Origin of the sequence: Mesomycoplasma ovipneumoniae (genome assembly GCF_035918255.1) — a bacterium.
GTDB classification, from domain to species: domain Bacteria; phylum Bacillota_I; class Bacilli_A; order Mycoplasmatales; family Metamycoplasmataceae; genus Mesomycoplasma; species Mesomycoplasma ovipneumoniae_A.
In genome coordinates this window covers 426,093-447,100 of sequence record NZ_CP142136.1, presented here as the reverse complement: position 1 = coordinate 447,100, position 21,008 = coordinate 426,093, and the positions used below count along the sequence as shown (strand labels likewise).

General features: G+C 30.3%; 9 protein-coding genes. All 9 read right to left on the bottom strand.

The annotated features are described in order from the left end of the window. Nucleotides 1-2: 2 nt before the first annotated feature. Nucleotides 3-923 (bottom strand): Cof-type HAD-IIB family hydrolase, encoded by a 921-nt coding sequence (locus U3G01_RS01675; RefSeq protein ID WP_255030988.1) that lies wholly within the window; start codon nt 921-923, stop codon nt 3-5. 544 nt (nt 924-1,467) lie between these two features. Next, a complete protein-coding gene (locus U3G01_RS01670) occupies nt 1,468-7,437 on the bottom strand; it encodes an SGNH/GDSL hydrolase family protein (protein WP_255030987.1) in 5,970 nt (1,989 codons plus the stop codon). A 504-nt stretch (nt 7,438-7,941) separates the two neighbouring features. Further along, complete coding sequence (gene lpdA, locus U3G01_RS01665) at nt 7,942-9,777, bottom strand: dihydrolipoyl dehydrogenase (protein ID WP_255030985.1); 1,836 nt, start codon at nt 9,775-9,777, stop codon at nt 7,942-7,944. After that, complete coding sequence (locus U3G01_RS01660) at nt 9,777-10,706, bottom strand: 2-oxo acid dehydrogenase subunit E2 (protein ID WP_255030984.1); 930 nt, start codon at nt 10,704-10,706, stop codon at nt 9,777-9,779. The genes lpdA and U3G01_RS01660 overlap by 1 nt, the downstream gene beginning before the upstream one ends. A gap of 1,352 nt (nt 10,707-12,058) precedes the next feature. Next, complete coding sequence (locus tag U3G01_RS01655) at nt 12,059-14,389, bottom strand: ATP-binding cassette domain-containing protein (RefSeq protein ID WP_308700461.1); 2,331 nt, start codon at nt 14,387-14,389, stop codon at nt 12,059-12,061. Further along, nucleotides 14,389-15,429: an ABC transporter ATP-binding protein gene (locus U3G01_RS01650; RefSeq protein WP_069097827.1), complete on the bottom strand. Its 1,041-nt coding sequence runs from the start codon at nt 15,427-15,429 to the stop codon at nt 14,389-14,391. Before U3G01_RS01650 ends, U3G01_RS01655 begins: the two co-directional genes overlap by 1 nt. Further along, complete coding sequence (locus U3G01_RS01645) at nt 15,429-16,586, bottom strand: ABC transporter permease (protein WP_255030982.1); 1,158 nt, start codon at nt 16,584-16,586, stop codon at nt 15,429-15,431. The genes U3G01_RS01650 and U3G01_RS01645 overlap by 1 nt, the downstream gene beginning before the upstream one ends. Next, a complete protein-coding gene (locus tag U3G01_RS01640) occupies nt 16,573-17,619 on the bottom strand; it encodes an ABC transporter permease (RefSeq protein WP_255030980.1) in 1,047 nt (348 codons plus the stop codon). Before U3G01_RS01640 ends, U3G01_RS01645 begins: the two co-directional genes overlap by 14 nt. Nucleotides 17,620-17,621: 2 nt before the next feature. Further along, nucleotides 17,622-20,435: an OppA family ABC transporter substrate-binding lipoprotein gene (locus tag U3G01_RS01635; RefSeq protein ID WP_255030978.1), complete on the bottom strand. Its 2,814-nt coding sequence runs from the start codon at nt 20,433-20,435 to the stop codon at nt 17,622-17,624. Between the last annotated feature and the right edge of the window lie 573 nt (nt 20,436-21,008).

Here is a 21,008-nt window from a genome sequence, read left to right as displayed (position 1 = left end):
TTTTAATACTCGGTTGCTTCAAATGTAACTGATGAACGCGTTTCTTTACGTTTTTTTGATTTTTCAATTTCTTTTGTAGGATTTTTTAAAAAACGGCGAATATAATCGCCAACGCCACCTTCTTTATTTGTTTTTTTAAGAATAACGGTTGCATTCCTTTTTACTTGCTGAGGCGAATTTGCCATTGCAACAGAAATTGTTGCAATTTCAAACATACCAATATCATTGTAACTATCACCAATTGAAATTATATTTTCTAAGTCAATTTTATAATAGCGCGAAAGCATTGAAACTGCTTTAGATTTATTAACCCCAATTGCTGTCATATCAAAAACGTATGTGTGATTTTCTCCTTTTGATCAAGCCGAAAATTCGCCTAGATCACCATAGCGTCGCTCTAAATATGATTTAAAATCGTTTATGTTTGTAGTTGGTTTTGTATCAAGAATTAAACAAGTCGGTTTTAAGGGTATTTTATTGTAATTTAGACCAGGCTTTAGATTTTTAATATGGTCAAATCCAAAAACTTGCTCTAATTGTTTATCGCGTTTTTTGATTTTAGCTCATCCAGGCCCTTCAATTGCAACATTTGAGGTTTCAGCTTTTACTCGTTTGTCACCCATTATATATAAAATGTCGTTCAAATTTATGTAATTAATTGTTGGAATAAATTCAGAGTCAGTTGGGTTATGAATATAAGCGCCGTTAAAATTAGCAACAATTGTTTTTAGACCTAATTTTTCGTATATTGGTTTTGTTGATCTTCAGGGTCTTCCTGTCAGAATGCAAACAACATGCCCTAATTCAACAGCGCGTTTAATTTCTGATTCAGTATCGGGATGAATTTCAGAATTTGCACTATCAGAAAGCACTGTGCCATCAAGATCAAGAACAAAAAGATAGCGATTTTTTGAGGTTTTCATTTTGTGAAATTATACCATAAATTTAGTCGATATTATTATTTTATACCGATTCATTTTTTAAAATATCAAAATAATTTTTTCTTATTAGCAAATTAGCTTTTATTATTGGCCTTAAGTTTTAATATAAAATTTTGTCATAAATTCTTAAAATATTTGTGATTTTAGCTATAATTTAGGCACTTTTTTACTTAAATTTTTAGGTTTACTAGAATTATTTTACTTTTTAGGAAATTTTTAAGATTTCCTAAAAAGTAAAATAATGTACTAAATTAATTGATTTTTATCTGTGCCTAACCTTAAAGCAAGCCGATTGCTTACTGAATTTTTCGATTTCAAAATAAATTTTTTCCAGAAAATTATAAACATAGCGGGAAAAACAATCAATTTTGAAAGGATTCTTCTAATTTTGACAAGATTTTGATGAAAAAATTCAAGTAGTAGACTTTCATGGTGATTATAGTAGAAACGACTTGATGATACAAAAATATTTCTAAGCTTTTTGATAGAAAAAAATTTGTTAATAAAAGTTTTATTCAACTAGTTATTATTTTTTAGGGTTTGTATAATCAACAGGATAAGTTCCATCATGGATTTGTTGTAAAATTTGGTCTTTTAAGTTAGATTGGTTTGTGTCTCTAGAAAAACGATTTTTTTCTTTATTGTAATAAATCATTGTTAGCATATCGTTTAATTTTACGTCATGAGATTTATAATAGGTGTTTGAAAACCAACCTTTACTTTTTACAGGGTCGCCAATTACATTGTTAATAAAGGTTTTATAATTATTATCAGTAGTTTTACTTTTATTTGATTGCTCACCGCTTTGCAATGAAGTACGGATTATTTCAGATGCAGTATAGGAAGACAAAGCACCTCCATAGAACCCTCAAGTTCGAATTAAATAAGTAGCATTAGAAATTCTTGATTCATATGTATAAAAAAGAAGAATTAACACCAATCTATAAAGTAGTCTTCCTTTTGATGAATTTTTGAAATTACTGATTGATATTCTGTTAGAACCTGTGCCCTCAGAGTGCCAAATTCTATAAAATAATTTTGAAATTGCTTCAAGTTGAGGGTCTTTTTGACCTGATTTAAAAATTGATTCTAATTGAATTCCGGTGTATTTTATATGATTTAATTCTTTTAAAATTGGCGAAGCTTCATTTTGTTTTTTATTATCTCAGTTTGGTGAGGCTAAAAATATTAAATCAAAGAAATCAGCGAGTGTTTTAGTTGATATTTTTTGTCCAATTGGTGTGTTTAATGATAAATTTTGTTCATCAATTAGTTGTTTTTGATCGCTTGGAGTTTGACCTGTTGAGTCATCTACACTAATTTTTGGTTCAATTTTAACAACTAAATCAAGATTAATTAATTTTGCAAAATCTAATTTACTAAAAATGGCACTGAAAAAAGTAGATGCTTCTTTACTTGAATCTAAAGTTTTAACCGCTCCTAACATTTGATCTAAAATATCAGAAATTAATGGATTATCAAAGCCAAGACCAATAAATTCTTTTAAGAAAGTTTTAGGAATCTCTCTTGGATTTTGAACTTTAGTGGTTAAATTTGGGTTGCTGCTGTCTAAATTTAAGTTTAAATATGAGGCAATTATATCAACGGCTATATCTAAAAATCCATCATGTTTTACTAAAAAATTAAGCACATGTCACAAATATGCCTTCAGAAATTGGTTATTAGTTTGAGTTTGCGAACTCTGGCTTTGGTCGGTAGTTTTATTAGTATTATCATTAGTTAAAAAATTAGTTAAGATTGCTGAAAAAGTTTTTACTTCTTTAAATGATTCTTGATTTTTATTTATATGATCTAAAATTCGAAAAATAAAAAGTTTATTTGCAGAATTTGGTAAAAATTCTAGCAACAAACTTTTAAATGTTGGCTCAATTTTTTCTTTGGTTTGTTCTGATAGGCCGCTAAAGATTGAAAAACTAGCAATATTTCCAACACTTAATAGTTCAATTTTTTCTTTGAAAAAATCAGATTTAAAAATTTTTGTCAGTATTTTTCAAATATTATCTTTTTCTGATTGATCAATTTGGTTATAAACTGTTCCAATTTGCTTGATTAGTTCAACGATAAACTCTTCATTTGCAATCTCAGTTTCTAGTAATGAGTTCAAATTTGAAGTAGAAAACTGACCGCTGGTTAATTTAGTCAAAACAGTAATAATTTTTGTTAAAAAAGCATTTTGTTTTGAATAATTCGCAGTCTTTTTGACTGGGATTTGATTTTGTGTTTCTGTTGGAGATGAATTTGGCGATTCTTGTTCAGTACCAGAATCGCTAAATGGTTGAGCTTGAATTTGAAAATCACCAACATCTTGACTCACATTTATTGCTTGAGCTTGGTCTGAAAAAATATCTATTAATTCTGGCTCATCGGTGTAATGACTTTCAATATTATTTTGAATTATTTTCTTAATTAGCTTGAAAAAAGATTCAAATTCTGTTTCTTCAAATTGAGTATTAAAAATTTTTTGTGATAGTTTTGCAAAATTAGTTGTTAGATTATTCTTTTTTTCGTCTAATTTAACAATAAATTCACCAATAATTTTATTAAAATGTTGCCTTTCAAATAAAGACTTAATTAATGAAAAATTATCCAATGGCTTATTAATATTTGCTTTTGCAACTATTTTAAAATAGGAATTAAATAAATCTTTAAGTCCATCAGATTTTAAAAATGAATCAAAAATTGGAACAATATCTTCACGATATTCATCTGGAATGCTTGAAAAACTTGATCGAATTTGCTCTGAAATAGGCTGAGTTTTTATTACTTCAGCAATTAATGAAGAAATTTTATCTGGAGTAATTTTGGTTGGATCTTGGGTACTTGTTGGCTCTGGAGAAGAATAGTAATTATTTGCAATATCAACGCTAAAACTGTCAAATAAAGTCTCAATAACAGACTTTTTAGGGGTTGGATTATTAGAAATTGCATCAAAAATAATGGTAATTAATGATTTTATTATTAACGGCGGTTGAATTGTTGTTTCGCTTTGAATACTTAGAATTGAATCCCTTAGTTTTGTCAAAATATCATGAACTAGTCCTAAGATTGTATTAACAGATTCTTGTGATAAATTTAGTTGATATGCATCCAAAACTGCCTGTAAAAATTGGGAAATTGACTCTCAAGTTGCTGTGTTGCCTAAAAAAAGTGTAAAAACTTCTTCAATTAATTGAGCATTTTCTTTAAGAAAATTCTCAATTAACGAATTAAAATTAGAGTGTTCTTCAAACTTTTTATTGTCAAAAAAATAATCAATAAGGCTTGAAAGTAATTTGTCAACTTCTGAAGATTCAAAGAAGTTAGATAAAATATTTAAAAGGGGTTCTTGAATTGTTTTATTGCTAAAAAAACTATTTTGGTCTAATTTTCCGATTAATTGCTTATGTAAAAATGTTTGATCAAAAAGGTTTTTGAAAAATAAAACCAAATCTTGATTGGAAATTTTGCTTTGAAAATTAAGGCCGGCAAGACTTTTTAAAAGTGAATAAATTTGTTCTTGACTAAAAAAATTGTTTAAAAAATAACTAGAAAAATTTTGAAATGAAAGTTGTTGGTCCAAAAGTGCGATTTTTGCTGAATATTCTTGAATTTGTGGTTCATTATTTGCTTTTCTTGCCGATTCAAGGTTATTTTTGAGAAAATCATACTCGTCAAAATTTGATTTTGTAAAGGCTTCGAAAGTATTTATTGCGCCTTTAACAAAATCAAAAATTAAATTGTTAGTCGGACTTGTTTTATCATTTTTTCAAATTTGATATTTAGTATAAAAGTCTTCAAAAATTAGTCTAATAATTTGCGAAAAAGTTTCAATTGACTTAGGTGTTAGACCTTGATCAGTCAGTGAATTGCTAATTAAGTTAATTAGGTTAGTTAAGAACTTTTCGTCTTGGACATTTTTTGCAATAAAAGCGTAAATATTTTCTTCAAGTTTTGGTAAATTATTAGCTAAAAATTGAAAACCAAAACGGTTTAAATCATCAATTCGCTGATATTGGCTTTTATTTACTAAAAAATCATTAATTGCAGAATTTACGATATCTGATAAAGGTTTGAATGAATTTGAAACTAAAAAATCTTTGGCTGAATCAAAAAGGAAGGAAAAACTAGCAAAATTTGGTGAAGAACTATCGATAAAGTTGCTTAGGTCAAATTTTGTTAAAATTGGGTAAAATTTATTAAGTAATTTTTTAAGTGATTCAATTTGATTATTGCTTAATTCAAAACTTAAAAGTTCATGAAATAAATCAATTAAATTTTTGGAATCTTTAAAAAAAGTTGTGTAATTTGTATAAATTTGGTCAGAAAAAATTGATGAAATGTTCTCAGTAACATTTTTATAATCACTTTGCTTAATAACATCTAAAAAGTTTTTAGCAGCAAGATCATTCAATTTGGTCCAAACATTTGTTCGCACAATAACATCAGCGAGCGAAACTAAAAGATCAGTGAGCGAATCTTGATCATCTTTTGGCAAATTAAAGTTAAAATTGTCGTTAATAATTCCAACTAGAACCTGAACAGAGTCATGATGCTTTAGTGTTTCTGAGATAAAATTGCGGATAAAACTAACATTATCAGCGTCATTTTCTGGATTTTCAAGGTAAGTTTGGATTATTTGCTGAAAACTGCCAGAATTTTTATATTCATCAGCGCGAAGCTGAAAATCAGTAATTATTTTTGTAAATAGTTTTCTAATAGAATCAAAAGTAAAAACTACCTTCAAATTATCTTTATATGCAACATCAACTTGGATAATATTGTTAATTATAAGATCCTGAACTAAACTTTGACCAAAAATAGAAGCAAAAATTAGTTCTTTAGTTTTTTCAGGATTTTCACTGGCAAATTCAGAAGTTACAACAGTATTTAAAACATCAATTATCTGTTTTTCATCAAAGTCGGCAAAAATTTGATTAACTAAATCAGAAATTGTTGCTTTTTCTCAGTTTTGAGTGTTAATAATATTTTGAACATAAGTCTGAAAACGCGCAATTATTTGACTAAAAAAGCCACTTGAGAAAATTTTTTGCAAAATTTGGGCAAATGAAGCGCCAGCTTTTTGGTTTTCCTTTCAAAAATCAGTTAAAGTTTTTTGCACGCCTGGATTATTTTGGAGTCCTAACTGGACAAAACGGCTTAAAAAATCACCAAAATTATTATTTAATATCACATTTACAAAATTTTCAAGTGGTGATTTTTCAGTTTTTTGAATATCTGCAGTCGTTCTTGTTTCAATTTGAGAGGTCTTAGAAATAAACTTATCAGTTGAGCCTTCAAGACTTAAGGCCTCAAGAATTTGTGAATTTGGCGCTATATTTAAAATACGACGGTAATTATTTAAATCTTTTTCGACATAATCTTTATCTCAACCTAATTTTTGGTCTGCTTCATTTCTAAATGGAATATCTTGATCAAAAGCAAGTTTGAACAAGAGGTCTTGAGCCATTTTTTTATAACCTTTTGTTGAAGGGTGAATATCCAATTCTTTTGTTGCAAATTCGCTTGGATTTTCTTGTCAAATTTTTTCATTATACAAGTCAACATACTGAACTTTTTGAACTCTGGCAACTTGTCTAATTGTTGAATTTAAACGTTTTATTGCTAAATTAGCGTAATTTTCCGGTAAACCTATTTCATTTGTTAGTAATTTTTCAAAAAATTTAACAATATTGGATGTCAAAGAATTATATCCGACTAGAACAATTCGAACATTAGGATTAATTTTACGCAAATTTTCAACTAAAGTTAGCAAATTTCGATAAATTTTTTGGTAGGTTAGTTCAATATTTTGCATAAATTCAAAACTTGCTTCAGCTTTTGTAGCAAGTTTTTGGAGTGGTTTTGCAATTACACGAAAATCAATAGATTCAATTAAATCATTTGCCCCTAATGAAAGTGTTATTAAATTTGATTCTTGAATTTTTTTGTGGAGTTTTGGAAAACTTGTTGCCGAAAAGTCATCAAAAACTTCACGAATTTGCTGCCCATATGGCGAATTTAATTTTTTGTCTAGATGATAATTGAAACGAAAATGTGTTTTGTCTGAATTTTTGTATTTTTCATTTTCTGGATTAAGTAAATATAGTCAATCTGTGATTGTTGTTCAAGAAAGGGCCAAATTATCGAATGATTTAAGGGCATTTGGGTTAACTTTCTGAATAAAATTAGCAAAAAAGGCAGGATACGAAAGTCCTTTTACTTGATTATTTTCATCAAGCATACCTCTAACATCAAAAGAATAATCTCAGTTAAAACCAGCAGAAATCGAATCGCCTAATGATAAATAATTAATTTTATCCAAAAGCTCTTCTGTTTCTTGGACCGAGTGGGTAATTGGTATGTTAATTTGATCTGTTTTATCGCGATTTTTTATACCAATCAAAGTAATTCCAGAAATTGTTAAAGATAAGGTGCTAAAACTTAAAAATATTTTGAATGCTTTAGAAAAATCAGGTTTTGAGATATTTTTTTTCATTATTTTACCCCGCTTCTTTTTGTTATTCCAGATTTTTTGATAAAAATCGATTAGATTGGTCCAATTAGTTAAGGAGCAAACTAGAAAATAAAATTTAAATTATACACTAAATAACTATAAAAAACTCAGATAATTATTTTTTTCTGATTATTTTTTTTGATGCTTAAAAACAAAAGCTTTTGTGTTGGTTATTTGGCTAACTTTGGCAGTATAAATTCCAAAACCTAATCAAAAAACTAGTGAGAAATTGTGTCAATTAAGTCTTCAGGTTCTTATTTTTTGCTTTTTACATCCTAATTTTGAATTTTTGCGTCTTTTTTTTGGTTACTTTTTTAGTTTTTTGGTTTGATTTGGAACTAATTTTTCTGGTGATAAATTTGAATTTTGATAAGTAAATTTATCTGTGGTTATTTTTTGTATTAAAATGAAAAAAGGAAATTAAATAAATAATTTCCTTTTTTTGATGCATTGAAAAAATCAATTGACTTAGTTAATTTTTTGATTTTATCTTTTTAGTTTTGCTTGTGCAGCACGAGCCGCTTCTCAAATTACTTCGCTATAAGTAGGGTGTGGGTGAATTGCTGCTGCAAGTTCATGAATTGTTACTTCTGCGTCCATTGAAACGACAATTTCTGAAATCATATCAGTAGCTACTGGGCCGATAAAGTGAGCACCAAGAATTTCGCCATATTTTTTATCAACAATTAATTTAGCAAATCCGTGGGCATCTCCGGCAGCAATTGCTTTACCAATGTGAGCAAAACTAGCTTTTCCAACAACAAAATCATAACCTTGTTCTTTTGCTTGTTCTTCAGTTAGACCAACTGAAGCAATTTCAGGATGAGTATAAACGCAAGCTGGAACGGTTTTATCGTTATATTTTTCACCTTTTCCGGTTATTGTGCTTACTGCAACAACGGCATGACGGTAAGCAACATGGGCTAGCATTGCTTTTGCAGTAAGATCACCAATTGCATAAACTCCGTTTACGTTTGTTCTGCATTGATCATCAACAATAACACTTTTGCGAGAATCAAGTTCAATTCCAACTTCGCTAAGACCTTCAGAATTTGGCTCACGACCGATGCTTACTAAAATTTTATCAGCGCTAATTTGTTGTCTTTTTCCGTCAAGCTCGTAAATAATATTATCATTTTCATAGCTAATAATATTAGAATTTAGGACAACATTAACACCACGGTCAGTTAAATTTTTTGTAATAATTTGTGAAATTTCGCTATCAAGATTTGCCAAAAGTCTTGGAAGATTTTGTAAAATTGTTACCTTAACACCAGCAGCGACAAAAATTTGGGCAAATTCAACACCAATAACACCGCCACCAATTATTACAATTGAACTAACTTTTTCTTCAAGATTAATTGCTTCTTTTGAAGTTAAAATTTTTCCAGATTGGTAACCTTGTTCAAAACCAGGTAAATTCAATTTACGGTCACGTGATCCAGTTGCAAGAATAATATGTTTTCCACGATAAACTTTATCTTCAACTGAAATTTCGTGTGCACCAAGGAATTTGGCCTCACCAAAAATGCTTGTAGCTCTTGCTGATTTTACAATTGCCTTAACTCCACCAACTAATTTGTTAACAACTTCAGTTTTTCGTTGGTGCATTTTTTCTCAGGAAATTTTTACATCAGTTTTTCCTTCAAGACCATAGTCACTAAAGTGAGTTACATAATCAAGAACTTCGGCAGTTTTTAACATTGCTTTTGTTGGAATGCAACCAACATTTAAACAAACACCACCTCAGTATTCTTTTTCAACAATTAAAGTTGATAAACCGCTTTTACCAGCCTCGGCAGCTGCAAGATAACCACCAGGGCCTGAACCAATAACAATTACATCAAATTCTTGGTCAATTTTACCTTGGTAAACTTTGCCAGTATTTACAGAAGAGGTAGGTTTTTCAGGTGCTTTTTCAGCTTTTGGGGCAGGAGTTTTAGCTGGTTTTGGTGTTGATTTTTTTGGACCAAAATCAAAACTTAAAAGATCATTGCTTACTTTTACTTCACCAACAACACTTGCTCCGCTTGCTTCTTCTTCCTTTTTCTCTTCAGTTTTAACTTCGGCAACATCACTATCACCTGATCCATCATCAATATAATAAATTTCTTGGCCAACGTGAATTGTATCACCTTCAGACATTAAAACTTTAACAATTTTTCCGGATTTTGGGGAAGGTATGTCGGCGGTAATTTTGTCAGTTTCAACTGAAAATAACGAATCACCTTCATTTACTTGGTCACCTTCTTTTTTGTAAATTTGGGCGACAACTCCTTCGTGGAGCCCTTCACCAATGTCAGCAAATTTAAATTTATACATTATAAAATTCCTAAAATTTCTGGTTTTTCTAATAATTCTTTAACTCTTGCGGCAAAACGACCAATTGTTGCTCCGTCAATTCAACGGTGATCGGCTGCAACTGTTAGATGCATAATTTTGGCTGCAACAATTTGTCCGTCTTTAACTTCGGCTGAATCAATAATTGCACCAACTCCAGCAATTGCTAATTCTGGATAATTAATTACCGGAACACCATAAAGAGAACCAACAGATCCATAATTAGTAATAGTGAATGATCCACCTTGCATTTCGCTTGGTTTGATTTTACGCTCACGAGCTGCTTTGGCTAGTCGAACAATTTCACTGGCAATTTCAACGATTGAAAGAGTTTGGGCATTTTTTATTACTGGAACCATAAGACCAGCTTCAGTATCAACGGCCAAACCTAGGTTTATAGTATCAGGATAGACAATTTCATTTGCAGCTTCGTCGTATTTTGCAGCAATAATTGGGAATTCACTAAGTGCAATTAAAATTGCTTTTGCAATAAAAGCTAAAAATGTTAGTTTTATCCCAGTTGTTTTTTGCACTGATTCTAAAACAGATTTACGAAGTTTTCAAAGATCTGTTACGTCAATTTGATTTACTAAATTAACGTAAGCCACAGAATTTCATGAATTTGTCATTGCTCTTGCAATCGCTTTACGGATTGGTGCAATTTTTTCACGTCTTCCATCTAGTTTTGATGTTGGACTTACTATGGTTGTTGAGGCTGGTTGGGTTTTTGGAGTAGGAACCTCAACTTTTGGAGCTTCGACTGCAGGAGCGGGCGAAGATTTTAGAGAATTTAGATATTTCTCAACATCGGATGACTCAATTTTTCGTCCTTCAATTTTAAGATCAGCAAGATCGATATTTGCTTGCTTAGCCATCGCTCTTGCTTTTGGGGTTGCTAAAATTTTTGACATATAATTTCCAAACTAATAATTTAAAATATAAAGATTTTCGGGTTGTTTAGATAAAAAAATAAAGATACTTAATTAAAAATACAACAATTAATTATACATTAAAAATTGGCAAAAAAAAGAATTTTTTCAAATTTTCCAGCATAAAAGTTTTTATCAACAAAAAAGTTTAGTATTTTAAATTTTTAGACTAAAAATTAGTTATTTTGGCCAGTCTTAACTTAAAAAGCAAAATTATGAAATATTTAAACTACTTTTTTAGTTAAACCGCCCCGGCAAAAATTAATTTAAGGACAAAATAACAAAATCACGAAAAAATACAACTACTATTTAAACTCAATGCAAATAGAAAACTCATTTTTATTTGCATTGAGCCTAAAAAAACATATGAAGTTTTGAAAGAACAATAATCAAAAGCCATAAATTTATAGATTTCTAAACGGGTAAATTTAAGGCATTCCATCATATTTAAAAATATAATGGATAATTCGCAATATCTAATTTTTTCAAACTAAAAACATAATCAAATCCTCCCTAATTCAATATCAATTTATTAATTCATTCTTAGTGTTGCTTATTCCTGAGTTTCCCAGTTTGACAAGGTAATTTCAAAAAAGCATCCGGTTTTAGGCAATTTTTTAAGTTTTTTGGTAAAAGTTAATTACAATTTTATTAGTAATTTATTAAGATATCAAAGTATTGATTGTTTCCAAATAACTTGTTTAAAATTTCATGTTTGAAATTTCCTTAAAATATTTAGGTTTTTTGCCAAACAATTTGTTTACTTCAATAAAACCATCTTTATTTTGTTTTTTCATAATTTATAATTATACCATAAAATTACTTAAAATGCAATTAAATGCATTAATATAAATTAAGGTTTTACGTTCAAAAAAACATTGATTTACGGGTGTTTTTTCATTTTTATACTCACTAAAAAGTGAATTTTTGCCTTAAAACTGGGAAACTCGGGATTCGCAATATCTAATTTTTTCAAACTAAAAACATAATCAAATCCTCCCTAATTCAATATCAATTTATTAATTCATTCTTAGTGTTGCTTATTATAACATATTTTTTTCTTAGTCCAAACATTTTTTTTTTTTTTTTGCAATGAGTTAATTTTAAAATAATAAAATCCCCTTGGCTAAAACTCAAGGGGTAATTTATTTGTTTATTGAAGTTTATTTAAGGTTCTTTTTTGTGAATGTTGAATTCTTTGAAGATTTGACCAAAAGCACTGCTAGTAAATCCACGGTCGCGGGCTTTTTTAAGATCTAAATGATCAAAAATAATATTAGTAAACTTTAGTATTTTAAGTTTTTAGACTAAAAATTACTTATTTTTGGCCAGTTTTAACTTTTTTTTAAAGTTCAAGAATCAAGTTGTTTTTTAGTACCATAGACAAAATGGTTTTGGGTTAATTTTAATTCTTCAATAACATTAGGAAATTTTTGTTCTTCAAGATAAACATTATTAAATAAAATTGGACTAAAAGGAATGTGAGCATTTGAAATTTTCGGGATTGAATTTAATAAATTAATTGTATAAGGATGAGTTGGATTTTGGAAAATTTCGTCAGTTTTACCTTTTTCGACAATTTTGCCAGCATGCATAATTAAAACTTCATCAGCAAGATATTCAACAACAGAAAGATCGTGGGCTATAAAAATTAAGGAAAGATTTTTTTCTTTAACTAATTTTTTTAACAAGTTAATAATTTGTGCCTGAATTGAAATATCAAGTGAAGCAATTGGCTCATCAGCAATTATAACTTTTGGCTCAACAATTAAAGCTCGGGCAATAGCAATCCGTTGACGCTGACCACCAGAAAACTCATGAGGATAACGGTAGGCAAATGAGCGTAAAAGTCCAACATTTTCAAGTGCTTCATAAATTAGTTCGCTGAGAATAAATTTCTTAATTGAACGCTTTAGCAAGAAAAATGAAGGCGCTTTTTTGATTCCATAAAAAAGTTGAATGTTTTTATAAACATTTTTAATGTTGACTTTTTCAACATTAAGCGTCTTAATTATTGCGATTTTTTCGTTAAAACGGGTACTTATATTGCCAATTTGGTCGCTAAATTGGCCGACAGATTTAATTTTTGCAATAAATTTTTGGTGAATTGCATGAACTTTTTTCTCTAAGAGCGAAATTTTGCTAAAAAAATCAGTTTGGGCTTGTCTTTGAAAACTAATTTCTTTCATTTGCTCGCTGTGTCAATTGTTGTAATTTTGAATAAATTCGTTTTTAATTATATCATATTCAGCTTGTTTTTTTGCCAAAATTTCTTCTAACTCAGCAAGTTTTTTAATATTGTCAGCGTTAGAATTTCCTCTTTCTTTATTAATAGTATAAATATTTTTAAATTGGAGATATTTTGTCTTAAAGTTGACTTTTTGAGCAAAAATTTGCTTATTTTTCTTTGCAGTCTCAAGATAAGTATTTAATTCAATTTTTAAAAGATGACTAGAAATTTTAGCACGAAAGTCTTTTGTGCTGATGTAATTTTTTACGTTAGTTTTGTCAAAAATTACGTCTTTATAATTTTCTGACATTGTTTTTTTGAAAGTATTCAAAGTTTCAATGATTTGCTCGATTTGGTTAATTTCCAAAAAGGAAAATAGATTTTTCTCCCAGATTTTTCGACTGTGATGGCGCAAAAATTTACTAATTTGGCAATTTATTATTGCCTGTTTTTTAAAAAAGGAATATTTTTTAAGATCAGTTGAAGTTAGAGCATTATTATTTGCAATTTTGTACTCGTAAAAAAATTCAGCAATATAAGATGAAACTAAATTGTTTTGATCTGTGAATTTAGATAGTTCTTGACTTGCTTGTTTTTTTAAATTAATCCCTGATTCATTGAGTGTTTTTTTGAAAAATGATTTTTGGGCTTTAATTAGCGATCTTAGATCTTCGACATCTTTGAGTGCTTGACGATATTCGGCCTCAACTTTTGCTTGCTCTTTTTTACGGTAAATTTTTTGAATTTCGTAAAAATAATCGTGTAATTTTGCCACATTTTCATAAGCTAAATTATAAATACTGCCAAAAAGTTTTTGTTTGCGTTCAAAATAAAGTAAATATTGACTAAAAAATTCATTATTTAAATTTTGATTATCAGTTTGTGGACTAAATTTTTCAAGTTCATCTTCAATTATTTTAATTTGCTCTTGTCAGTAGTCAAAAAATTGCTCAAGTTCGTGATTTTGACCTTGAAGCATTAAAAGTTCAATTTCAAGATATTTTTTTTCAAGAGTGCGTTTAAAATGAAAAATTAGATCATTTCAGTCAAGAAAAATATCTTTGATTTTGGCTTTAATTACGCCGTTAATTACGAGTGTTTCTTTTAAAATTGAGTAAATATTTTTTTGCTGATTAAGTGAAGAAAAAGGATCTTGAAAAATCATTTGCATGTTTTTTCGTAAAAATAGGTTTTGTTTGCGTGAGAGTTTTTTACCCGAAATAATTTGACCTAAAAGTTGAACTTGACCACCAAAATTTTCATAAAGACGAACAAGGCAGCGACCAATTGTGGTTTTTCCTGAACCTGACTCACCAATAATGCCTAAAATTTGTCCTTTTTTTAGCAATAAATTAATTCCATCAACAGCTTTGACGGTTGCAAATTTGTTTATAAAATATTTTTCTAATTTTTTTGTCTGTAATGCAATTTCCATTATAATACTTCTTTAAATAATTTTATTCTCATTTTTAATTCAGGATTTAGTTCAACTTTTGGCGCAGAAGGATGTAAAAGTCAAGTTGCAGCATAATGGCTCTCTGAAATTTTAATAAGTGGCGGTTCTTTTTCAAAATCAAGTTCAAGAGCATATTCATTTCTTGGCGCAAAAGGATCGCCAGCTGTTAGATTTCTTAAATCAGGCGGTGAACCACTAATTGTATAGAGTTCTTCTTTTTTTGAACCCTCCGGAATTGCCGAAATTAGTGCTCAAGTATAAGGGTGTTTTGGGTTTGTAAAAATATCTTGGCGAGTTCCTTTTTCAACAACCCGGCCAGCATACATTACATAAATATAGTCACAAAATTTAGCAACTATTGAAATATTATGGGAAATAAAAATAATTGAAACTTTATATTGATGGCGAATTTTATCTAAAAGTGCCAAAACAGAAGACTGAACTGTCGGATCAAGGGCGGTGGTGGGCTCATCGGCAATAATAATTGAAGGTTGAGCGGCTACTACCATTGCAATTACTACCCGTTGTTTCATTCCCCCAGATAAGGTATGTGGATAAGAATAAAAGCGATTTTTGGCATTTTCAAGTCCAAAAGATTCAAGCAGCTTAACTAAAAAGTCAATTTTTTCTTGCTTTGACTTAAAGCGTTTGTCGTTTTTGAGGCCATCGAGCAATTGTTTGCCAATTGTCCGGGTTGGATTTAGGGCAACCAAAGGGTCCTGAGGAATATAGCCAATTTTTTGACCACGAATTTGCCGTCACTGATAGTCTTTTTTGAAATTTGAGACATCAATGCCGTCAATTTCCATTTTTGTTGAACTTGTTTTTGCAAAATTATTGATTCCTAAAAGCGATCTTGAACAGACAGATTTTCCCGAACCTGACTCGCCAACAAAAGCAACAATTTGGCCCGAATAAACACTAAGATCAATACCTCTTATAACTTCAAGATATTCTTTTTTACCGGTTTTGAAACTAACACGAAGATTTTTTACGTCTAAAATTCGTTTTTTTTCCATTATTTTCTGCCTCCAACACGAGGATCAAGCGCATCATGAATTCCGTTGGCAATAAATCGACTTGTAACAGCTAAGGCAACTAAAACCATTGAAGGTAAAAGTAGAGCAATTGGATTTTTGTCGGCCAGAGGAACTGATGAATTAATAATTAGTCCTAAATTTGCTGCTGAATCAGGACCTTCTTTTAAAAATCCAAGAAAAGCAAGTGAGGCTATTGTTGAAATTGATGAAAAAATACTTGCAATAAAAGTTGAGAGTAATTTTCCGAGAATATTTGGTAAAATGTGTGAATAAATTTGTCTGAATTTTGAAGCCCCAATTACTTTTGCTGCATAAATATATTCTTCATCTTTGACAATAACAGTATAAGATCGCGCTTGATAAGTTGGAACTGTTCAGCCTGTAAGTGATAAAAGAATAATAATTGTGATTGTATGAGGTCCTCAAATTGCAATAAAAATAATAAAGATTATAATTCAAGGAATTGAGCCAAAAATGTCAATAATTCTAAGAACAATATTGTCAATTCAGCTTCCGATATGATAACCAAGATAAGTTCCGAGCGTAATTCCGATTAAAAATTGAATTAAAGCAATAAGCACTGAAATTCCAAGTGCATTTAGAGTCCCTTGTCAAGTTCTAAGTCAAATATCACGGCCAAATTGGTCAGTTCCAACTAGCGAAATAAAATTCTTACCATTTTCAAGTGCGCTCATAACTTGATAAGGATTGACGTTAATTTCTCAACGATTTGGAAATAATTCTTTTGTTGAACCTTGAATTAGACTAATATTTTTTTCAACCTCGATTGCCCGAATTTTTTCAAGAATATCGGTTGAAATTGTTGTTTTTATTGTCCCTAAAGTGCTGGGAAGCTGTTCATAGACAAGCGAAGGATCAGCATTTGAAATTGGTTTATCGACACTATATGGGCTAAAAATTATTGTAAAAATCGCAATAATTAAAACACTAAGAAATAAAAGGGTGGAAATAAGTGAGATTTTTGACTTGAAAAATTTTTGGACTGTATCTTTTCAGAGTTCAACAATTTTTCCCGTTACTTGGTAGTTTTTTTCGGAAAAACTAGCTAATTTTAACAGTTTTGTCTGGTTTTCTTTGAGATTATATTTTTGGTTAAATTCTTTAGGATCGAGCATTTTTTTCCTCCCCGGCGCGATAATTACGTGCTTTTCAATTTTTAATTCGTGCTCAGTAACTTATTGGCGAGTCTTGACCAAAAGAAATTCGCGGATCCATAAAAACATAACTTAAATCACCAATAATATCAACAACTAATGACAGTGAAGTAAAGAAAATAATTGAAAACATTGAAATATTAATTTCGCCATCAAAAGCAGCATTAACTAAAACGGTTGAAGAACCGGGAATTCTGAAGAATTGCTCAAGAACAATTGAACCCGAAAGGAGAATAATATAAGAAAAAATCAGTGATCTTACAAGCGGAATTGCGGCGTTTTTTAAGACATATTTGACAAAAATGTCTAATTTTGAAAGCCCTTTTGCTTTTGCGATCAAAATGTATTCAGACGACAAAACACTAATAACTTGGTTTCGAACTAAAAAAACATAACCAGCAACCGAAGTAATACTAAAGACAAAAATTGGCGGCAAAAGTGAGGCAAAAGAAGTTAGACTACCGTAAGTTTCGGCATCTTTAAACTCAAAAGGAAGTCCAATTTGAATTGCAATTAAAACAACAAAAGGCGCTAGCACAAACGAAGGAATTGCAACAAAAAAAGTTGAAATTCCCGAAATTGCTGCATCTTCAAGTCGATCACGCCGATAAGCAGCAATTGTTCCAAGAATTAATCCAAGAGTGCTACTTATTAAAAATGAAGGCAAGGAAACTAAAATTGTATAGCGCAAAGGCATGAAAAATAATTCAGGAATTTTGCCATCTTCACCGGTTTTAAACCGTGCGCCAAAATTTCCTTGAAAAATATCGGCTGTATAATAAGCCAGTCTTGTCAAGGTTGGCTGGTCAAAATAATATTTTGCGTGTAAATCAGCGATTTTTTTGGCCTGGTCTGATCCTTGTCCCCCTCTGTCGATAACATCGCCAAAAGGATCAGGTGAAAAATTAGCAAGTAAAACAAAAACTAAAATATAAATTGCCACAAAAGTTAAAAGCGCAAGTCCTAATCGTTTAAGAGTATATTTTAAAATCATTGCTAATTTGTTCCTTTTTTAGTTAAGTTTTGGTGTTTTTCTTTTAGTGGAATAATCGAAATCATGTCAGGCGGAACATAACCTGAATAAGTGTTGTTTGCATAGGGAATTGAAATATTTGTATTTTCTAAAAATGCATAAGGAGTTGAAGATGGCACATTCAAAAGATCATTAAGTCCAAAACCTAAAAGTGAGCTTAGTTCAGCAGTTAATTTAATTAGTTCTTCATCGGTATGTTCTTCTTGATAAGTTAAATTGAAAATTGCTGATTGGGCATGAAAGTCAAAAGACACTTTTTCTTGGTCACTTTTTTGGTTTTCATTAATTGTATCGACAAAAGTTTTGTATGCCATAATTTTTTTAGTTGCATCATTTGGATCAGGGACTTCTTTGACTTCACCAGTAAAAAAATGAGTAAGATCTGGGGCTAAGTGTTGGTCATGGGCGCCAAAATCAGGTGAATTTGTGCCATCTTTTCAATCTTTAAACTCTCTTATATAACCTTTTTGGGCAAATTTATCAAAAAAATCTTTAACTCCAAGAGCATAACGATACACGTGCGGATAGGATTTTGCTATTTTTGACTCAGGACCTAGGGCATAAATAGCTGAAAGCATTGCATAACCCACCCCATTTCGCTGAATTTTACCATCTAAAACCGATCCAATTCCGTCATAATCATAGCCTCAACCACCAAAATCAACCCCGCCAGTTCGAGTTAGTAAATAATTTGCCCGGCGAGTTCTGTCTGTTATTGGCCAAATTACGTTAATTTTTAGTCGTCGATCAAGATCCATTATCGCTTTTGCGCCGTTAGTAATTGCGGCAATTTCTTTGTTTCCAGAGTTTACAAAAAAACTGTGGTTTGTTCATTCAACTTTTTGGTCAGCAGGAATGTTATTTTTGGCATAAAAATCATCAAGCAAAGCTTTCATTCGCGCTTTTAACATCTCAAATTGGGGTGCCTGGAATTGTTTAGTTGCATCACTGACATTTTCAAAATTTTTTTTCTTTTCATCTTCAGGGTTTTTGGTATAATATATCTCCCCTGTTTGGTCAACAAGTTTAATTGTGTTTGCTTCTTGGTAAAAATCTCGCGGCGTTTTTGAATCAGGTTTTGAAGTGATTTTGTTATCAGGGGCAACAAAATTGTATCAAGGTAAACTTGAGTTAGAAATTGATTGGGCTGTTGTGTATAAATTTCAGGCATTTGCAATTATTAGCCGAAATTCAAGACTTGGTCCTGAGACAAGATTTTCAACAACTTTGGCATTTCCTTTTGCAATATCAGCAAGCGAAGCGCCAAAATTTAATTTTGCAAAATTATCGTTAAATCCATAGTATTTTTCATCGAAAGTCACCCCAACTTCGGCCCTAAAATTTTGCTTTAGCGAACCTGGGACAAGTGCAGAATAATACCATTTGTGTAATTGGTCTTTATCTTCGGCTTTTTTGAGTCTTCAACCGTATCTTTCTTGATCACTTGAGACTAAATTTTTAATTGAATCATTTAGCGAATCAAAACCGATAGCCAATACTGTCTGTTCACGATAAGAATTGAATTTGGCATTTTCAAAAGCAGAAGCACTAGCGTATTGAGAATAAAGAGTAGTAATTTTGTTAAAAACATAAGGTAATTGATCTTTTCAGCCAGTTCGTGGGTAATATTTATTGATTTTTCAAGTTTCACGATTAGTTTCCTGACTAAGTTGGGTATATGGTGAGACAAAAAGTTGATCTTTTTTAAAATCTTCGCCATACCAATAGGCTCCGTATTTCAAGGCCTCGCCAGTTTCGCCAAAACGACCTGTTGGTTTTCCATCTTTTATAGTTTGAGTATCACTATTTCGTTTGTCGATAAATCCAGAAGGCGCCGGGAAAAGCATCCCACCAAGTATTGACTTTTGGTAAAATCCGTTAAAAAATACTTTGTCTTTTGAAGCACCTTTATAAAAACTTACCGATTTTTGCCCTTGAAAATTAGCGTTTGTACCTTTGTATTGTTCAATATATTTATTTTCATCATCCAAATCAGCCAAATCTAGTCCAAAAAGATCTAATAAATACCAGTTAATAATCGTATTTGTAAAATATGTTGACTTTGGATCAAAATTAGGGATTTTTTTCTGGGCTTCTTCGTCAATTTGCTTGCTGCCGCCAACATTTGCCCGATATTGTGGATCTGAAAGTCTTTGGGCTTTAAATCCGTAGTAATAATCCTCAGGTTTTAGAGTATATTGGCTTGGATTGCCTTGATAATCTACCCATTTTACGTCATTTTTTAAGAAAAAATGAATTGATTCAGCCTCATCAAGCGCTTGGACAAAAAAGTCAGAATTAATTGAATTTTTTTGGTCTGATGTTAATTTAATAACAAGCGAATTGGTTGTCTGACCAGGTTCAAGATAGCCTTTTTCATGAGCATCACTGTCAAAAACTAGCTCAGTACCGTCTTTTTTTCGTACTACAATTGCAGCGGCATTAACAAAAGACTCATAACTATATGTTGGCTTTGCAATCGAATAATTAAAACTTTTATCAAGTTTTTCTTTGGATTCTTCGCTAATTCCATCTTGTTTGATTTCAACGCTATTTTCATAAACAGTTTGGACTAAATAAGAAGCCGTATAATACGAACTAGCGATTGAAGGCGAGGTAAAAGTGTTAGTTCAAGTTTTAAATGCACCAGGAGCCGAAGTGGCAGAATTAACAGTCGTAATTCATTCCTGTCTTTCTCAAGCAGGCTGAATTGAACACGAAACAAAAACACCTGCTGAAAAAACGCTAAGTACTGAACCGATAAAAAGTTTTTTCATTTCCCTCCTTTTTTAAAACAAAAGCTACTATCTTTTTTTGATAGTAGCTTTTGTTTTTTATCCTATATAACTTAATGTTATGAACAAATTGAGTCAAAAACTACTATTTTAAAAAATGGCAAACTTAAAATTAACATTGGAGTTCATAATGTTAATTTGTTTTGCTTTTTTAATAGAGTTTTTTGATTGCATCATTTTTTACCTGTATGAAATTATACACTTTTTTTAAAAATAAAGAAACAAAAAAAATTTATTTTTGTCAAGCATAAAATTTAGGTACATATATAATAAATATAAATTATATATATGATATTTTTACTTTATTGTTTAGTAAATCTTCCTGTAAAAAATTAGTTTAAAAAAACACTTTAGCCAAAAAACTAATTAGCATTTTTAATAATTGATAAAAAATGATCTAATATTTCAAAAATTTCAATCATGATCGATTATTTTCCTGAGTTTGACAGTTTGATGGCAAAAATTCACTTTTTAGCGAATATAAATAGGCAAAAATACCGCTAAATCCGTGTTTTTTGACGCTAAAATCCTAATTTTTATAATTTTGAAATTAAC